The organism is Kribbella sp. NPDC023972, assembly GCF_040639075.1.
Lineage (GTDB): Bacteria > Actinomycetota > Actinomycetes > Propionibacteriales > Kribbellaceae > Kribbella.
This window is the reverse complement of the sequence record NZ_JBEZZH010000007.1, coordinates 212,983-228,906: the sequence shown is the minus strand read 5'-3', so window position 1 is coordinate 228,906 and position 15,924 is coordinate 212,983. Positions and strand designations below refer to the sequence as shown.

Genomic DNA, 15,924 nt, shown 5'->3' with positions numbered 1-15,924 from the left:
CCGTGGACGACCGGGTTATTCTGAGGCGTCTAAAGGTAAGCCTTACCTAAGAGGATCCCAAAGTCCAATGCCCCCGCCCACTGCTGTGGCCGAGTCCACAGGTCCCGACGCCGCTGCGCCGTCGCGTCCGCGGCGTACCCGGCGGGTCACGCTTTTCCTCGGGTTGTTCGGCTGTGTCGCCCTGCTGGTGCTGGTGACCTTGCTCAGCATCGCGGTGGGTTCGAAGCAGATCCCGCTGTCGACCGTCTTCGACGCCCTGCGCCACTACAACGACGCGGATACCGACCACGTGATCATCCGGTCACTGCGGGTGCCGCGGACGGTGATCGGCCTGCTGGTCGGGGCGGCGCTGGGCCTGTCCGGCGCGTTGATGCAGGGCGTCACCCGCAACCCACTGGCCGATCCGGGCATCCTCGGTGTCAACGGCGGTGCCGCGCTCTTCGTTGTCGCAGGCATCTATTGGTTCGGGCTGGCGAGCCTGACGGCGTACGTCTGGCTCGCGTTCGCCGGGGCGGCCGCGGCGTCCGTCGCGGTCTACCTGCTCGGGTCGCTCGGCCGGGAGGGAGCGACGCCGGTGAAGCTGGCGCTCGCCGGTGCGGCGATGACGGCGATGCTGGGATCACTCACCACGGCGCTGCTGATCGGTGACGTCGACACCTTCGACCAGTTCCGGTTCTGGGCCGTCGGGTCGCTGGCCGGCCGGGGTTCGGACATCGCCGCGCAGGTCGCGCCGTTCATCCTGGTCGGGATCGTGCTGGCGCTGATCTCGGGGCGCGTACTCAATGCTCTGTCGCTGGGCGACGAGGTGGCGAAGTCGCTCGGCCAGCGGGTCGGACTGGCCCGGCTGTTCGTCGCCGTGGTCGTCGTCCTCCTGTGCGGAGCCGCCACCGCGGCCGCGGGACCGATCGGTTTCATCGGGCTGACGATTCCGCACGTGGCCCGGCTGGTGACCGGTCCGGACTATCGCTGGATCCTCCCGTACTCGATGCTGCTGGCGCCGATCCTGCTGCTCGGTTCCGACGTGCTCGGCCGAGTCGTCGCCCAGCCGGGAGAGCTGCAGGTCGGCATCGTCACCGCGGTGATCGGTGCGCCGTTCTTCATCGCGCTGGTACGGCGGCGGAAGCTGGCTGATCTCTGATGACCACGGCTGAGGCAGTTCAGGTCATCACCCGGGCACGGGCGGTCCGGCAGGCGCGTTCGCTCGCGGTGATCGTGGTTCTCGCCGTACTCGTCTTCGCGGCCTTCTGCGTCTCGTTGTCGCTGGGCGACTTCAAGATCCCGGTCATCGACGTGGTCAAGACGCTGTTCGGCGGCGGTGATCGCGCGACCGAGTTCATCGTGAACCGGCTGCGGTTGCCCAGGGCACTCACCGGCCTGATGGTCGGAGCCGCGCTCGGCATGTCCGGCGCGATCTTCCAGAGCATCGCCCGCAACCCGCTGGCCAGCCCCGACATCATCGGCGTCACGTACGGCGCCAGCGCGTTCGCGGTGTTCGCCATCGCGACGCTCGGCCTGACCGGTGTGGCGGTGTCGATGCTCGCGATCGCCGGTGCGGTGCTGACCGCGTTCACCATGTACGTGCTCGCCTGGCGCCACGGTGTGTCGAGTTACCGGCTGATCCTGATCGGGATCGGGATCGGGGCGATCGCCACCAGTGTCACGTCGTACTTGTTGACCAAGGCAAGGGTCGAGATCGCACAGCAGGCGCTGATCTGGCTGACCGGCAGCCTGAACGGCCGGGACTGGTCGAACGTCCGGTCGGTGGGAATCACACTGGCGGTGCTGACTCCGCTGATGGTGTTCCTGGTGCATCGGCTGCGGATCCTCCAGCTCGGCGACGAGACGGCGTACGGGCTGGGGCTGCGGGTGGAGAGCTCACGACTCGGGCTGATCGTCATCGGCGTACTGCTCGCCGCGGTCGCGACGGCGGCGGCCGGACCGATCGGTTTCGTCGCGTTCGTCGCGCCGCCGATCGCGCGCCGGCTGACCCGGTCGCCGGGTCCGGCGATGATCGCGTCCGCGTTGATCGGCGCGCTGGTGGTGGCCTTGTCGGATCTGATCGCGCAGCACGCGTTCGGCGACACCCAGTTGCCGGTCGGGGTGGTGACCGGTGTGGTCGGAGCGCCGTACCTCATGTTCCTGCTGGCCCGGGCCAACCGGGTGGGCAGTGGTGGCTGAGAGATGGAGAACTCTGTGGAGCCCGTGATTTCGCACAGCCTCGCCGCCGACGGTCTCGCGATCGGCTACGACCAGCGGGAGATCATTCACGACCTGTCGGTGCGGATCCCGACCGGGAAGATCACCGTCATCGTCGGGGCCAACGCGTGCGGCAAGTCGACCCTGCTGAAAACGCTCGCCCGGCTGCTGAAGCCCTCACGCGGAACGGTGCTGCTGGATGGGAAGAGCATCCAGTCCATCCCGACCCGCGAGGTCGCCACCAAGCTCGGACTGCTGCCGCAGTCGCCGACCGCGCCGGAGGGGATCACGGTCGCCGACCTGGTCGGGCGTGGTCGCTATCCGCGGACTCGCTGGATCAGGCAGTGGACCAAGACCGACGATGAGGCGGTCGCGTCCGCGATGACGTCGACCGACGTACTCTCCATCGCCGACCGGCCGATCGACGAACTGTCCGGCGGGCAACGGCAGCGGGTGTGGATCGCGATGGCTCTGGCGCAGGAGACCGACATCCTGCTGCTCGACGAGCCGACGACGTTCCTCGATCTGACGCACCAGTTCGAGGTACTGGATCTGCTGGTCGACCTGAACAAGCAGGACGAGCGCACGATCGTCCTGGTGCTGCACGACCTCAACCAGGCTTGCCGTTTCGGCGACCACCTGATCGCGATGAAGGACGGCGCCATCGTTGCTGAAGGCAACCCTCGGCAGGTGATCACCGAGCAGGTCGTCCACGACGTCTTCGGCCTGGCCGTCAAAGTCATCCCCGACCCGGTCGCCGGCACCCCGATGGTCGTCCCCATCGGCCGCCACACCACCCGCACCGACCGCCCCCAGGACACCATCCCCAACAACAACGCTTCCGCCGACACCACCTCGTACGACGCCGCCTCCAACGCCACCGCCGCCGCGACTAGGTTCGGCGCCGCCGGCTCCGGTGGTTCTGGCGGCGCCGCGCCAACGGACAACCCCGCCGTCCAGGCGCTGGCTGCCTCCGCTGCCGCCGACGGTATCTGCCGCCCGTCCGACCGCTAGACAGTCAGCCGCAAGCCGTCGTACGCGACCTTCCAAGTGGTCAGGTCGGCGGCCAGTGCGGTCGGGGACAGGTGAGTCAGGACGAGCTCGCGGCAGGTGAAGCGGTCGCGGTGCTGTTCGAGCGTTTGCAGGTCGAGGTGCCAACGGATGGGCGCCGGACTGTAGCCCTCGCAGAGGAACAAGTCCACGTCGTCGGCCGCTTGCAGGAGCACGTCTGTCCACTCGGTATCACCTGAGTACGCCAGCGATCCGGTGGAGGTTTGCAGCTGTACGGCGTACGCCGGTGCACCGGATGCATGACGCACCTCGTACGGCGTGACGCGAATCCCACCGAGCTCGAGCGGGCGCCGGTCAGCGTGCTCCAGCACGTGCACGTCGAACCGGCGCCGCACCTCGGACGAGCCGGGGTACAGCGCCTCCATCGCCGTGGTCAGCCGGTCGCGTGTGCCAGGCGGCCCAACAACCGTCAGGTCGCGGCTGCGCCGCCGGAACTGCCCGTCGAGGATCAGGAACGGCAGCCCCCCGAAGTGATCGCCGTGCAAGTGGGTGATGACAATCGTGTCGACCTCGTTCGGGTCGAGCTGCTGCTTGCGGAGTGCGGTCAGACTCGTTGCACCACAGTCCACGAGCACCCGCGGCGGCGCATCATCCACCGCAACCGCGATACACGTCTGGAACCGCCCGCCCGAACCGAACGCATCCCCACTCCCCACAACCGTCGCATCCACCCAACCCACCCTGCCACGCCCCGGGCGCGTGTACCGGTCGGACGGGGGCTGCTCGGTGGGCCGGGCTGGGTGTCGGCGGTGGGCCTGGGCGCGTGTGCCGGTTCGGGGGAGGGTTAGTCGGTGGGTTGGGGTGGGAGGTGGCGGAAGAGGCGGTTGTGGGCTTGGTAGATGGTTAGGCCGGCTGTGACGGCGCCGAGGGTGCCCAAGGCTAGGTCGCCGAGGGTGTCGGTATAAGCCGTTTGGAGTTCGGGGGAGTTGCGGACGAAGGCGACGTACTCGCCTAGCTCCCACACCACCGCGGCCGTTGTGCCGAAGCCGAGGGCGACGAAGGTCGTCAGGGCACGCGAGAGCGTTGGTGGGGCGAAGGCGAGCAGTACTCCGGCGGTCAGCAGACCCCACAGGATCAGGTGCATCGCGTCGTCCCACCAGACGATCGTGTCGAACAGGTTGAGCCGGTTGCCGATCAGGTCGATCAGCCAGGGCAGCGTGATCAGGAGATCGGCCCGCCAGGGGAACTGCGTGTGCAGCTTGCTCCGCGCGCGTCCGTACGCCCACCACCACAACGGCAGCGCCATCGCGCCGACCGGGTAGACGACCAGCCGGGCGGTCGACGCCTTGCCCTTGATCCCGCTCAGGTCCGGCCAGATCAGGGCCGCCAGCAACAAACCGAACAGCAGTACTTTCGCGGCCAGGCCGGCGTACCGGACCCAGGGGACCCGGGCGGCGGGGACCGTGGTGGCAACCATCGTCGTCATGCCTCCCAGTCAAACGAACCGCTGGGCGTGGCGGATGAGTACAACTACGGACAGGCGGCTACGGAAAACCCCCGGAGTGCGCCATTCTGACGCACCCGGGGGTCTGTTGTCCCGTCCTCATACCTCGGCCACGTCGTGTTCCACCCGAGCGCGGGAGCGGGCCGCCTCGGCAGGGCGGGCGCTTGCTCGGCCAGCCCGAGCGATCGTCGGACGAACGCGACCCGGCCGGACGCACCGGCCGGCGAGCTGAGCGACCGGTGACAGCCGCGAGTTCTGATGGTCATCGTCCGTGGCCAAGTGCTGGCACCGCACTCGCTGGGGAGTGGTGCGGAAGGTGGATGGGCGGTTGTTCGGTCGACGGGTCAGCTGACGCTGATCAGATCCACGACGAAGATGAGGGTCTCGCCGGGCTTGATCGCGCCGCCCGCGCCGCGGTCGCCGTACCCGAGGTGCGGCGGGATGACCAGCTTGCGCCGGCCGCCGACCTTCATCCCCTGGACACCGGTGTCCCAGCCCTGGATGACCTGGCCGACGCCGAGCTGGAAGGCCAGCGGCGCGCCCCGGTTGTACGACGCGTCGAACTCCTCGCCGGTCGAATGGGCGACACCCACGTAGTGCACGTTCACCCGGGATCCGGCCTTGGCCTCATCACCGTCACCCACGGTGATGTCCGTGATCTCCAGGTCCGCCGGCGGCGGCCCCTCCGGGAAGTCGATCTCTGGCTTTTCAGTCATGCCCCCAGCTAAGCAGATGTCCCACCCGACTCCCGCCCAGGGCCCGTCCCACCCAGCCCGATCAGCCGAGGTGGGAACAGGAACCGGTGAGCTGGCACAGGCCGGGTGGTTGGCTGAGGCGGATTGTGGGAGACGTCAGCGGGTGAGGACCTCGCGGAGTTTGGCGGCGAACTCCTCCGGCTTGCCTGGCATGCCGTACTCGTTGCCGAGGAAGCCGCCGTGGTTGCTGGGGAAGACGACCGGGGTCAGCCCGAGGCGCTCGGCGACGGCCTTTCCGCCCCGGCCGGCCAGCTGGTTGGCGGACTCTTCGCCGACTGCGATGACGATCTGGTCCTTGGCCTTGGCGAGGGCGTCGAAGTCGGGTTGGTACGACGTACAGCCGCGGAGGTTCTGCCCGAGCAGGGCGTCGTCGCGGGAGCCGTCGTCCTCGGTGGGCAGGCCGAACATCGCCGGGTCCGGCGCCGGCTGCTCGGTGTAGTCGGCCGGAATCTCGCCCTCGAAACCGACGATCGCGATGAACTTGGCCATCCCCGCGCCCAGACCGTCCCGCTGGTAGGTCTCGTAGATGTCCTCGCAGGCCGCCAGCGCGGCCTCACTGTCCGGAAGAATCCCGGCCAGTGGCGGCTCGTGCGCGACCAGGGTGTTGATGAGGTCCGGGCGCATGGCGGCCACGGCGAGCGCGTTCACCGCGCCGCCACTGCTGGCGAAGACGTCGACAGGCCCGACGTCGAGCGACTCGATCAGCGTGATCAGGTCGGCGGCATGGTCGTCCGGCGACAGCTCGCCCGCGCCGTCGCTGCGGGCACTCCGCTCGACGCCCCGTGGGTCGTAGGTGACGATCGTCCGATCGGCCAGGTACGACGCCAAGGTCGGGAAGCCACTCGCACCCATCGGTGACCCGATCAACAGCAGCACCGGCCGATTGCTGAGCTCGCCGCGGACGTCGTACGTCAGCGTGGCTCCGGGTACGTCGATCGTGCTGGTGACTGGCTCCGGCATATCAACTCCTCGTTGAGCGCCCCATCCCCCTCGGTGGGACTCGTGAACGCCGAGCCTAGCCGCGGTCGGGTTGCACAGTCCGGGTCGCCTGGAACGCCGACGCACGCTACTACTGGCGCTCCTAGGGCCAGCCAGCCTTCGGAGTGGGGGCGGCGGCGGTGAGGAGGCGGCCGGTTCGGGTGGAGAGGAGGCGGTTGATGTTGGAGTCGAAGGGCTCTTGCATGTGCCAGTCGGCGGTGAGGGCGTAGAGGGTCCGGCCGTCGTCGCCGCCTAGGGTGCAGGCGAAGACGGCGTGGTCGAAGGTGTAGGTGTCGAGCACCTTGCCGCCCTCGGCGACGCGGAGGCAGGCCGGCTCGCCGTCGGGAGTCGCGCCGGGTGCCCAGATGGCGCCGTCGGCGTCCATGCAGATGCCGTCGCCGGGCAGTGGAGCCCAGACACGGCGGTTGGACAGCGTGCCGTCGTCCGCGATGTCGTACGCCGTCATCGCGCCGGCGAACGACTCGACTACCACCAGTGTGGAGTTGTCGGGTGTCACCACCATCCCGTTGGGGAACGCCAGCTCCTCGGCCACCCGTCGTACCGAGCCGTCGGGAGAGATCAGCAGAATGAACCCCGGCCGCTCGCCGGATCCCGGCTCGAAGTCGCAGCCGCCGTTGACATAGATGTTGCCGCGCCCGTCCACGACGATCTCGTTCAGACCGCCGTACGCCGAAAGGTCCGCGTGCACAACCAGCTCGTCCTCCTGACGAAGCAGCAACCCTTCAGGCCCGGAGACCACCAGCAGGCGGCCGTCCGCAAGCCAGTCGATCGAGAAGGGGAGGGTCGTCGGTACGCGGGCCATCACCTCGCTCGTACCGTCAGAGTCGACGGCGAGGACCTCCTGCGCACCCCAGTTCGAGCACCACAAGCGCCCGTCGTGCCAGCGCGCCGACTCCCCGATCATGAGTCCGGTCAGCAGTACCTCAGGTGCGGACATCGCCAACTCCTCTCTCAACTGAAGCTCTCATCTCCTACACGAACGGCACCACCCCAGATCGACAGCGAGCTCCACGCTAGGCTGATGGCCCGTGAAGGTCTTGGTGGTCGGCTCCGGTGGCCGTGAACATGCATTGGTCTGGGCGCTGACCCAGGACCCAGAGGTCGAGCAGGTCGTGGCGGCTCCGGGTAACCCCGGTATCGCGGGGTTGCGGCCGGCATACGACGGGCAAACGGTCGTTTGCCGTGCGGTGGACATGTCCGACCATGATGCGGTCGTGGCCTTGGCGACCGAGGTCGGTGCCGATCTGGTTGTGGTGGGGCCGGAGGCGCCGCTGGTGGCCGGGCTGGCCGATCCGCTGCGCGAGGCCGGGATCGCGGTGTTCGGCCCGTCCAGGGACGCCGCCCAGATCGAGGGGTCGAAGGCGTTCGCCAAGGACGTGATGGCCGCGGCGAGCGTGCCGACCGGCCGGGCGTACGTGTGTACGACGCCGGAGGAGGCCGCGGCGGCGATCGACGCGTTCGGGCCGCCGTACGTGGTCAAGGACGACGGTCTCGCGGCCGGCAAGGGTGTCGTCGTCACCTCGGACCGGGATGAAGCCCTCCAGCATGCTGCCGGCTGTGAGCAGGTGCTGATCGAGGAGTACCTCGACGGCCCGGAGGTGTCGCTGTTCGCGATCACCGACGGTACGACGGTGCTCCCGATGCAGCCGGCCCAGGACTTCAAACGCCTTGCGGACAACGACGAAGGCCCGAACACCGGTGGCATGGGCGCCTACACACCGTTGCCCTGGGCACCGGAAAACCTGATCGAGGAGATCACCGAGAAGGTGCTCCAGCCGACCGTCGACGAACTGCGCCACCGCGGTACGCCGTTCAACGGCCTGCTGTACGCCGGACTCGCGCTGACGTCACGTGGAGTCCGGGTGATCGAGTTCAACTGCCGCTTCGGCGACCCGGAGACGCAGGCGCTGCTGCCGCTGCTGAAGACCCCGCTCGGCGGCCTGCTGTACGCCGCCGCGACCGGAAAGCTGGCCGATCACGAGCGGTTGAGCTGGAAGAACGCCGCCTCGGTGACGGTCGTGGTCGCGGCGAAGAAGTACCCGGCCAACCCGCGCAAGGGTGACGCGATCAGCGGCATCGACCAGGCCGAGGTGGACGACGTCCGCGTCTTTCACGCCGGTACGGCGCTCGACGAGGACGAGCTGGTCACGTCGGGCGGGCGCGTCCTCGCGGTCAGCGCGACCGGCAAGGACCTCGACGAGGCTCGGCAACGCGCGTACGCCGCCGTCGGCCAGATCCGCATCAAGGGCTCCCAGCACCGTACCGACATCGCATTGAAGGCCGCGCGCGGCGAGATCACCGTCTGACATGGCCGGCCGTTCGTTCGAGGAGCTCGTCGCCGAGGGCGAAGCGGTCCCGACCGAGGGCTGGGACTTCAGCTGGTTCGACGGACGCGCCACGGAGGAGCGGCCGTCCTGGGGCTACCAGCGGCTGATGGGCGAGCGGATGGCGACTGCCAAGGCGGCCTTGGACATCCAGACAGGTGGCGGTGAAGTACTGGCCGGTGTGCCGCAACGTGCACCGCTCTGTGTCGCCACCGAGGCCTGGCCACCGAACATCGCGAAGGCGACCGCCCTGCTCCATCCGCTCGGCACCGTCGTCGTCGCCGACCCGGAGGAACCGCCGCTGCCGTTCGCCGATGGAGCGTTCGACCTCGTGGTCAGCAGGCACCCGGTCCGGGCGTACTTCGACGAGATCGCACGCGTGCTCCGGCCGGGCGGCACGTACTTCGCTCAACACGTCGGACCGCGGAGCGTCATCGAGATCACGGAGTACTTCCTCGGTCCACAGCCCGGCGGCGCCGGCCGACACCCGGATCGCGAACGCGCCGAGGCGGAAGCGGCCGAGCTCGAGATCGTCGACGTACGGACGGAACGGCTCCGGATGGAGTTCTTCGACGTCGGCGCGGTCGTTCACTTCCTGCGCAAGGTGATCTGGATGGTGCCCGGGTTCACGGCCGCCGCCTACCTGCCGCGGCTTCGTGAGCTGCACGATCAGATCGAGTCCCAGGGCCCCTTCGTCGCCCACAGTAGCCGGACGCTGTTCGAGGCTCGCAAGCCTGGCGGCTGATCCGGCTCCGGCGGGAACCTTCGCGGCCCGGCCGACACATCACGAGTGCAAGGGCAATCGTGACGGCGGAAGGGGCGCGGATGCGCAGGGGTAGGAACGGACCGGTCGCGTGGTGAGCGGCGCGCAGGCTGTGTGGGACGGAGTGAGGGTGCCGGTGAGCTCGGACGGGAACCTGTGGGACCGGATCTCGGCAGGTGACGCGGACGCGTTCGCGCAACTGTACGACCGGCATGCCCGGGCGATCTACAACTTCCTCCATCGGCGCACCGCGTCCTGGAGCGATGCCGAGGATCTGACCTCGGCGGTGTTCCTGCAGGCCTGGCGGCGGCGGTCCGACGTTGTGCTCGATCGTGACTCCGCCCTGCCCTGGCTGCTCCGGACGGCTGATTACACGGCCCGCAACGATTGGCGTACCAAGCTGCGCTACCGCCGTGCCCTGGCCGCCGCGCACCTACTGCCCGTCGAGGTCGACGACCATTCCGACGAGGTGGCCGGCCGGATCGACGACGACCAGCGGATCCGTGCGGCCCGTGAGTCGTTGAAACGGCTGCCCAGGCAGGAGCGCGAGATCATCGAGCTCTGCGTCTGGGCCGGCCTTGATCAAGCCGCTGCCGCGGTGGCGCTGGACATTCCGATCGGAACAGTGAAGTCACGCCTGTCCCGAGCCCGGAAACGTCTGCGCGAACTCAATCTTCCTTCTGCCGTGGAGACCCAGTCATGAACAATCTGCCCACCCTGCCGCCCGAGCGCGACCTGAGGCCGGCCACCAGGGAGCGCCAGCGCGCCGAACTGACGGCCATCGTCGAGCACGAAGCGGCCACCAGCTCCCACAGCCGACGGCTGGTCCCGTTGGCCGCGGCGGCCGCTGTCGTCCTGATCGCCGGCGTCGCGATCGCCGTACCGGCTCTGCGATCGGACAAAGCGCCGTCGCAGTCCCAGCCGCCGGTGAGCGGCTCGGTCACCGCCCCGAGTTCACCGATCGAGCGGTTGAGCGAGGCGGAGCTGGCCGCGTTCGGCAAGAAGTGCACCGAGCACGACTCCATTGCCCGGGAGATCGTCGACGGATTCCGGTACACGGATCCGCCGGCCGATGCGGCCGCGACGACATGGGTCCTCGCTCAGGGCGCCGGCCTGTGGATCAACTGCGGTTTCGACAGGAATGGAAAGTGGGTCACCGGTACCGACGCGAACCTGGGGCAGCCGATGTACGGCGCCGTGCAACCGGGCGGCATGGGTGTCGGTATCTACCTGAAGTCGGTCACCCGCATCACGGTCACCCCACTCCGGGGGGAAGCGGTCGAGGCTGTGCTGCGCAACGGGTTCTACTTCGCTCCGGTCCGCAAGCTGCAGATGAACGTGGAAGGCCCGGCTGCCACTCCGCTTCCCTATGTCACCCGTGGGTACGACGCACACGGGAAGCTGGTGTACACGAGCGCTGCGACGGTCGGTGAACGGACCAAGAAGGAGGCCAAGTGCTACTCCGATCCCCTGGGTAAGTCCTATGTCTGGAGTGGGACGTCCGAGCCGACGCCGGCCCCCAAGGACTGCATCCGGACCAAGGCCTGGGACGGTCGCCCCGGCTCGCGCTGATCACCCGGCCCCCGAGCCCGACCGCGACAACCCTCGGAAAGTCCTACGCTGAGGGAACCGCGGACGCGGTTCGGGGGTGTCAGTAGGTATGGGGACGGCGGAGGTTGAGGAGCTGCGGGAGTTCTACTCCGCGCAGCAGCCGCGGCTGGTCGGCGTGATCTCGTTGCTGACCGGGTCGCGGGCCGAGGCCGAGGACATCGTCCAGGAGGCGTTCGTGCGGCTCGTGCCGCGCTGGTCGAAGGGTCTCCCGGTACGACGAGCCGGAGGCCTGGGTGAGGCTGGTCGCCGTACGACTCGCCGCCAACCGGCATCGCGACAGCAACCGGTTCACGCGGCTGTTCCACCGGTTGCCGCGTGAGCACGCGCCTGATCCGGCGGACGGCTATGCCGGTGACCTGGAACGGGGGCTGGCCGGGTTGCCGATGCCGGCACGTCAGGTCGTCGTCCTCCACTACGTCTGTGATCTGAGCGTCGCCCAAGTCGCAGACACCCTCCGGATCGCCGAAGGCACGGTGAAGTCGCGCCTGTCCCGCGCCCGGGAAGCCCTGTCCGCGACCTTGAGGAGTGAGGACCATGCCTGACCTCAAGCAGGAACTCCAGACCCTCGCCGACCGCCGTTCCGCCGAGTCGACCGCCAACTTCGACGGCGTCGTGGCCACAGTTTCCTCGAGACGGCGTCGTCGTACGGCAGGCTGGTCGGCAGCAGCCGCGGTCGTCGCGGTGGCCGCCGTCACCACGCTCACGCCGTGGGATCAGTCGGACACCGCGCCCACGACCACCGAGAGTCCTCGGATCGACTCCCGATGGCCGAATCCTGTGACGATCACGCCGGACACCGCTCGCGCCGGCGCGACAGTGGCTCTCACCTTCCCGGATGCAATGGGCCGTGGCATCGCGTTTCAGTTGGCGAAGGCGACAGAGCCGTCCAAGATCCTCTACTACATGACGTCGGACTGGGGACAGCCTGCGAAGCACAAGCCGACGTGGTGGGCGTACGGCGAGAGCCGTGGTTGGGTGGACGTCGGGATCAACGGCCCGGGCCCGGACCACGTCGTCGTTCCGGACACCGCCGAGGACGGCACCTACCTGCTGTGCACCGCCAACGCGGCCAGGCAGGTCTGTGGACTGCTGACTGTCAGGCGGTGAGGTTCTGGGAGAATGGGGTTCGTGCCCAGCTCGAGCAAGCCCCGGATTCCCAACGTTCTCGCCTCCCGCTACGCCAGTCTGTCGATGGCTCAGCTGTGGTCGCCGGAGTACAAGATCGTGCTCGAGCGGCGGCTGTGGGTGGCGGTGCTGAAGGCGCAGAAGGAGCTGGGCGTCGCGGTGCCGGACGGCGTGGTCGAGGACTACGAGCGGGTGCTGGAGCAGGTCGACCTGGAGTCGATCGCGGCCCGTGAGCGGGTCACCCGGCACGACGTGAAGGCGCGGATCGAGGAGTTCAGCGCGCTCGCCGGGCACGAGCACATCCACAAGGGCATGACCAGCCGGGACTTGACCGAGAACGTCGAGCAGCTGCAGATCCGGGCCGGCCTCGAGCTCGTCCGCGATCGCGCCGTGGCGACCGCCGTACGGCTCGGACAGAAGGCGGCTGACCACGCGGCGCTGGTGCTGACCGGGCGTTCGCACAACGTCGCGGCGCAGGCGACCACGCTGGGCAAGCGGTTCGCGTCGGCCGCGGACGAGTTGCTGGTCGCGATCGCCCGGATCGAGGAGCTGATCGAGCGGTACCCGCTCCGCGGGATCAAGGGCCCGGTCGGTACGTCGCAGGACATGCTCGACCTGTTCGGCGGCGACCCGGCCAAGCTCGCGCAGCTGGAGACCGGTATCGCCGAGCACCTCGGGTTCAGCCGGACGCTGACGAGTGTCGGCCAGGTGTACCCGCGGTCGCTCGACTACGACGTCGTCTCGGCATTGGTCCAGCTTGCAGCGGGGCCGTCGAGCCTGGCGACCACGATCCGGCTGATGGCCGGGCACGAGCTCGTCACCGAGGGCTTCAAGGAGGGCCAGGTCGGGTCCTCGGCGATGCCGCACAAGATGAACACCCGGTCCTGCGAGCGGGTGAACGGCCTGGCGGTGATCCTGCGCGGGTACGCCTCGATGGCGGGCGAGCTGGCCGGCGGCCAGTGGAACGAGGGCGACGTCTTCTGTTCCGTCGTACGGCGGGTTGCCCTGCCGGACGCGTTCTTCGCGCTGGACGGGTTGTTCGAGACGTTCCTGACCGTGCTGGACGAGTTCGGGGTGTACCCGGCCGTGGTGAGCCGGGAGCTGGAGCGGTACCTGCCGTTCCTGACCACGACCAAGGTGCTGATGGCCGCGGTGAAGAACGGCGTCGGCCGGGAGACCGCGCACGAAGTGATCAAGGAGCACGCGGTCGCGACCGCGCTGGACCTGCGCAAGGGCCTGGCGGAGAACGATCTGTTCCGGCGCCTCGGCGGCGACGGCCGGCTCGGGCTGACCGAGGAGCAGATCGTCGGCATCGTCGGCGAGCCGCTGTCCTTCACCGGCGCGGCCGTGGACCAGGTGAACACGGTCGTCGCCAGGATCGACGAACTCGCCAAGCGCCACCCCGAAGCCGCCGCCTACACCCCGGGTGACATCCTCTAGCTCGTGTTCGAACCGCTCACCTGGGCGCTGGTCGCCCTCTCGCTGGCCGCGATGGTGTTCGCCATCGTGCTGGCCGCGCTCGACAAGCGGATCAACTGGACCCTGCTGGCGATCCTGGGTGTCGTCGAGGCCGGCCTGCTGGCTCAGCTCGTGGTGGGCATCGTCCAGTTGGCCGGCACCGACCGGGACGTCTCCGGTGTGTTCTTCGTCGGCTACCTGATCGGCGGGCTGATCGTGCTGCCGCTCGGTGCGCTGTGGGCACTGGCGGAGAGCAGCCGGTGGGGCGCCGGCGCGCTGGCCTTCGCCTGCCTGGTCATCCCGGTGGTGGAGCAACGCCTGCACGTGATCTGGACCTCGTGAGATGACGGACCCAGCGGCGACCAGGCATGGTCCGGGCCGGATCCTGATCCTGGTGTACGGCGTCTTCGCGCTGGCCGCGACCGCCCGGGCCGGGGTCCAGATCGCCACCCAGTTCTCCGAGGCCCCGATCGCGTACGTCCTGTCGGCCGTTGCCGCGGTCATCTACTGTGCCGCGACCTTCGCGTTGGCCAGGGCAACGAAACTGTCCCGCCGGGTCGCGTACGCCGCGATCGTCGTCGAGCTGGTCGGTGTCATCGGCATCGGCGCATTCAGTTACGCCGTACCGGAAGACTTCCCGGACGCCACCGTGTGGTCGCACTTCGGGCAGGGTTACGGGTTCGTCCCTCTGGTCCTTCCCGTCCTTGGCTTGCTCTGGCTACGTCGTACCCGGTAGCAGCTTCCACCGGAGCGCGCGCAGCAACGTCTGCGGGCGGGCCAGCGCGCTCGGATGGTCGAGCATCGTCGTCACCCGGTTGAACTGGACGTTGACGAAGGGATCGCCGGCCGCGGCCTGGAAGACCAGGCCCGAGATCCACTTCACCAGCCGGTAGCCGCGCGGGTACGGCCCATCGACGTGCGGGAGCTCGAGGTCGGCGAACGTGGAGACCTGCCAGGCAGCGTCGACAACGACGCGGACCTCGTCGAAGTACGCGCGAGCAGGTTGGTCGAGTGAGGGGTCGGAGCGCAGATACGCCGACAGGCAGGACGCATGGAGTGTCGCCGAAGTCATCCCCTGGCCGTAGACCGGGTTGAACGACGCCACCGCGTCCCCGGCGACGATCAGGCCGGCCGGGATGCGCTCCAGCTTGTCGTAGTCGCGCCGCCGGCTGTCGGCCTGGTGATAGGTCATCACCTCGCCGATGAGTTCGCCGTGATCGGCGATCTGCCTGAACGCGGGCGGGAAGTCGTCCCGGCAGCGCTTGCGGAAGTCTTCGAGGTCGCGGGTCGGCCGGTCGTCGGCGTACCCGGCCACGAGCACCAGCCAGCGGTCGCCCTCGACCGACAGGACGCCGCCCTGCCGCGGTGGCTGCCCGCTGCCGGGGTGGTTCTGCGCGATCGAGATCCCGATGTCGGAGATCTTCGGGTCCTGCTTGAACAAAGCACTCGCGTAGTTGAGCTTGATCGGCATCCGCCGCATCGGCGGCTGCGGCCAGCCGGCCGCGCCCAGCCAGTCGCTGAACCGGCTCGACCGTCCGGTCGCATCGACCACCAGGTCGGCGGGCTCGGTGACCAGCGGGGCGTCCGCGGGCTGACCGGTCCCGGTCGGTTGGTAGCGGACCGCGCTCACCCGGTCGCCGGTGAACTCGATTCCGTCGGCCCGCCCATGGATGAGCCGGATGTTGCCGATCGCCAGCGTCCGGCGTCGTACCAGCAACTCCAGGAACGGCCGGGTGCTCACCAACGAGATGCCCAGCGAGTCCCGCGGCGGCAGCGGGCGGAGTACGCCGTTCACGTAGTTCCGGACCGTCTCCGGGTCCGGGTTCGTTGCCCCCGCGGCGATCGCCTCGGCCGTGAAGCCCGGGAACCAGCGGTCGAGCTGCGTGTGGCCCGCCGGCAGCAGCGCGTGCACCTGACTGCCCTGCGGTACGCCGGGCCGCGGCAAGGTGGACTCACCGGACGCGTCCCGCTCGATCACCAGCACCTCGTCGGCGTGGTCGCTGAGCACCCGCGCCGCCATCAGGCCGGCCATGCTCGCCCCGAGCACGATCGCACGCCGCATCAGGATCCTGGTCTCCGTGGGCCGTTCCGCGGTGGCGATCCGGGCGAACCGTTGAGCAGCGGACGCGACCATGACCAGCCCCCCAGGCAGTGATGACGGAGACTCCACTCTAGGGC

General features: G+C 68.9%; 19 protein-coding genes. 13 read left to right on the top strand and 6 right to left on the bottom strand.

Going from position 1 to position 15,924, the window contains the following annotated elements; all coding sequences use genetic code 11:
- Positions 1 to 67: 67 nt before the first annotated feature.
- Genes AB0F43_RS27390 through AB0F43_RS27380 form a run of 3 tightly spaced genes read left to right on the top strand, consistent with a single transcriptional unit; the run spans position 68 to position 3,210 of the window.
- Positions 68 to 1,138, top strand: a complete 1,071-nt coding sequence (locus tag AB0F43_RS27390) for an iron ABC transporter permease (protein WP_360482713.1) — start codon at positions 68 to 70, stop codon at positions 1,136 to 1,138.
- Positions 1,138 to 2,178, top strand: coding sequence for an iron chelate uptake ABC transporter family permease subunit (locus AB0F43_RS27385; protein WP_360482711.1), 1,041 nt, complete (start codon positions 1,138 to 1,140; stop codon positions 2,176 to 2,178). The genes AB0F43_RS27390 and AB0F43_RS27385 overlap by 1 nt, the downstream gene beginning before the upstream one ends.
- A 15-nt stretch (positions 2,179 to 2,193) precedes the next feature.
- Positions 2,194 to 3,210 carry an ABC transporter ATP-binding protein gene (locus AB0F43_RS27380; protein WP_360482708.1) on the top strand — a complete coding sequence of 339 codons (1,017 nt, stop codon included), beginning with the start codon at positions 2,194 to 2,196 and terminating at the stop codon, positions 3,208 to 3,210.
- On the opposite strand, the gene AB0F43_RS27375 is transcribed toward AB0F43_RS27380, so the two are convergent.
- From AB0F43_RS27375 to AB0F43_RS27355, 5 genes are all read right to left on the bottom strand, one after another.
- The gene (locus AB0F43_RS27375; RefSeq protein ID WP_360482705.1) at positions 3,207 to 3,938 is read right to left on the bottom strand and encodes an MBL fold metallo-hydrolase; all 732 of its coding nucleotides are present in this window, start codon (positions 3,936 to 3,938) and stop codon (positions 3,207 to 3,209) included. The genes AB0F43_RS27380 and AB0F43_RS27375 overlap by 4 nt on opposite strands.
- Positions 3,939 to 4,051: 113 nt before the next feature.
- On the bottom strand, positions 4,052 to 4,693 hold the full coding sequence (locus tag AB0F43_RS27370) for a hypothetical protein (protein ID WP_360482703.1): 642 nt from the start codon (positions 4,691 to 4,693) through the stop codon (positions 4,052 to 4,054).
- A gap of 362 nt (positions 4,694 to 5,055) precedes the next feature.
- Positions 5,056 to 5,427 carry an FKBP-type peptidyl-prolyl cis-trans isomerase gene (locus AB0F43_RS27365; RefSeq protein WP_360482700.1) on the bottom strand — a complete coding sequence of 124 codons (372 nt, stop codon included), beginning with the start codon at positions 5,425 to 5,427 and terminating at the stop codon, positions 5,056 to 5,058.
- A gap of 135 nt (positions 5,428 to 5,562) precedes the next feature.
- Complete coding sequence (locus tag AB0F43_RS27360; RefSeq protein WP_360482697.1) at positions 5,563 to 6,426, bottom strand: alpha/beta hydrolase; 864 nt, start codon at positions 6,424 to 6,426, stop codon at positions 5,563 to 5,565.
- A 121-nt stretch (positions 6,427 to 6,547) separates the two neighbouring features.
- Entirely contained in the window at positions 6,548 to 7,402 is an 855-nt protein-coding gene (locus AB0F43_RS27355; RefSeq protein ID WP_360482694.1) for an SMP-30/gluconolactonase/LRE family protein, read from the bottom strand.
- 91 nt (positions 7,403 to 7,493) lie between these two features.
- Here AB0F43_RS27355 and purD point away from each other — a divergent pair, with 91 nt between their 5' ends.
- The 10 genes from purD to AB0F43_RS27305 all read left to right on the top strand — a co-directional run bounded on the left by purD (position 7,494) and on the right by AB0F43_RS27305 (position 14,482).
- Entirely contained in the window at positions 7,494 to 8,771 is a 1,278-nt protein-coding gene (gene purD, locus AB0F43_RS27350; RefSeq protein ID WP_360482691.1) for a phosphoribosylamine--glycine ligase, read from the top strand.
- A gap of 1 nt (position 8,772) precedes the next feature.
- Positions 8,773 to 9,534, top strand: coding sequence for a class I SAM-dependent methyltransferase (locus tag AB0F43_RS27345; protein WP_360482688.1), 762 nt, complete (start codon positions 8,773 to 8,775; stop codon positions 9,532 to 9,534).
- 154 nt (positions 9,535 to 9,688) lie between these two features.
- The gene (locus AB0F43_RS27340) at positions 9,689 to 10,255 is read left to right on the top strand and encodes a sigma-70 family RNA polymerase sigma factor (RefSeq protein WP_360482685.1); all 567 of its coding nucleotides are present in this window, start codon (positions 9,689 to 9,691) and stop codon (positions 10,253 to 10,255) included.
- Complete coding sequence (locus AB0F43_RS27335) at positions 10,252 to 11,124, top strand: hypothetical protein (protein ID WP_360482682.1); 873 nt, start codon at positions 10,252 to 10,254, stop codon at positions 11,122 to 11,124. Before AB0F43_RS27340 ends, AB0F43_RS27335 begins: the two co-directional genes overlap by 4 nt.
- A gap of 88 nt (positions 11,125 to 11,212) precedes the next feature.
- The gene (locus tag AB0F43_RS27330) at positions 11,213 to 11,482 is read left to right on the top strand and encodes a sigma factor (protein ID WP_360482679.1); all 270 of its coding nucleotides are present in this window, start codon (positions 11,213 to 11,215) and stop codon (positions 11,480 to 11,482) included.
- The gene (locus tag AB0F43_RS27325; protein ID WP_360482676.1) at positions 11,397 to 11,705 is read left to right on the top strand and encodes a sigma factor-like helix-turn-helix DNA-binding protein; all 309 of its coding nucleotides are present in this window, start codon (positions 11,397 to 11,399) and stop codon (positions 11,703 to 11,705) included. The genes AB0F43_RS27330 and AB0F43_RS27325 overlap by 86 nt, the downstream gene beginning before the upstream one ends.
- Positions 11,698 to 12,270, top strand: a complete 573-nt coding sequence (locus AB0F43_RS27320) for a hypothetical protein (protein WP_360482673.1) — start codon at positions 11,698 to 11,700, stop codon at positions 12,268 to 12,270. Before AB0F43_RS27325 ends, AB0F43_RS27320 begins: the two co-directional genes overlap by 8 nt.
- 12 nt (positions 12,271 to 12,282) lie before the next feature.
- Positions 12,283 to 13,728, top strand: coding sequence for an adenylosuccinate lyase (purB, locus tag AB0F43_RS27315; RefSeq protein WP_360482670.1), 1,446 nt, complete (start codon positions 12,283 to 12,285; stop codon positions 13,726 to 13,728).
- A gap of 3 nt (positions 13,729 to 13,731) precedes the next feature.
- The gene (locus tag AB0F43_RS27310; protein ID WP_360482667.1) at positions 13,732 to 14,088 is read left to right on the top strand and encodes a hypothetical protein; all 357 of its coding nucleotides are present in this window, start codon (positions 13,732 to 13,734) and stop codon (positions 14,086 to 14,088) included.
- Position 14,089: 1 nt separating this feature from the next.
- Positions 14,090 to 14,482: a hypothetical protein gene (locus AB0F43_RS27305; RefSeq protein WP_360482664.1), complete on the top strand. Its 393-nt coding sequence runs from the start codon at positions 14,090 to 14,092 to the stop codon at positions 14,480 to 14,482.
- Here AB0F43_RS27305 and AB0F43_RS27300 read toward each other — a convergent pair.
- Positions 14,465 to 15,880: a hypothetical protein gene (locus tag AB0F43_RS27300; RefSeq protein WP_360482661.1), complete on the bottom strand. Its 1,416-nt coding sequence runs from the start codon at positions 15,878 to 15,880 to the stop codon at positions 14,465 to 14,467. The two genes, AB0F43_RS27305 and AB0F43_RS27300, sit on opposite strands and share 18 nt — an antisense overlap.
- Positions 15,881 to 15,924 lie beyond the last annotated feature (44 nt).

What these genes read in the sequence shown, in the direction of transcription:
- AB0F43_RS27385 (WP_360482711.1), top strand. Translation starts at nt 1,138, where the DNA reads ATGACCACGGCTGAGGCAGTTCAGGTCATCACCCGGGCACGGGCGGTC.
- AB0F43_RS27390 (WP_360482713.1), top strand. Translation starts at nt 68, where the DNA reads ATGCCCCCGCCCACTGCTGTGGCCGAGTCCACAGGTCCCGACGCCGCT.
- AB0F43_RS27345 (WP_360482688.1), top strand. Translation starts at nt 8,773, where the DNA reads ATGGCCGGCCGTTCGTTCGAGGAGCTCGTCGCCGAGGGCGAAGCGGTC.
- AB0F43_RS27305 (WP_360482664.1), top strand. Translation starts at nt 14,090, where the DNA reads ATGACGGACCCAGCGGCGACCAGGCATGGTCCGGGCCGGATCCTGATC.
- AB0F43_RS27320 (WP_360482673.1), top strand. Translation starts at nt 11,698, where the DNA reads ATGCCTGACCTCAAGCAGGAACTCCAGACCCTCGCCGACCGCCGTTCC.
- AB0F43_RS27335 (WP_360482682.1), top strand. Translation starts at nt 10,252, where the DNA reads ATGAACAATCTGCCCACCCTGCCGCCCGAGCGCGACCTGAGGCCGGCC.
- AB0F43_RS27355 (WP_360482694.1), bottom strand. Translation starts at nt 7,402, where the DNA reads ATGTCCGCACCTGAGGTACTGCTGACCGGACTCATGATCGGGGAGTCG.
- AB0F43_RS27360 (WP_360482697.1), bottom strand. Translation starts at nt 6,426, where the DNA reads ATGCCGGAGCCAGTCACCAGCACGATCGACGTACCCGGAGCCACGCTG.
- purB (WP_360482670.1), top strand. Translation starts at nt 12,283, where the DNA reads ATGGGGTTCGTGCCCAGCTCGAGCAAGCCCCGGATTCCCAACGTTCTC.
- AB0F43_RS27300 (WP_360482661.1), bottom strand. Translation starts at nt 15,880, where the DNA reads ATGGTCGCGTCCGCTGCTCAACGGTTCGCCCGGATCGCCACCGCGGAA.
- AB0F43_RS27370 (WP_360482703.1), bottom strand. Translation starts at nt 4,693, where the DNA reads ATGACGACGATGGTTGCCACCACGGTCCCCGCCGCCCGGGTCCCCTGG.
- AB0F43_RS27330 (WP_360482679.1), top strand. Translation starts at nt 11,213, where the DNA reads ATGGGGACGGCGGAGGTTGAGGAGCTGCGGGAGTTCTACTCCGCGCAG.
- AB0F43_RS27365 (WP_360482700.1), bottom strand. Translation starts at nt 5,427, where the DNA reads ATGACTGAAAAGCCAGAGATCGACTTCCCGGAGGGGCCGCCGCCGGCG.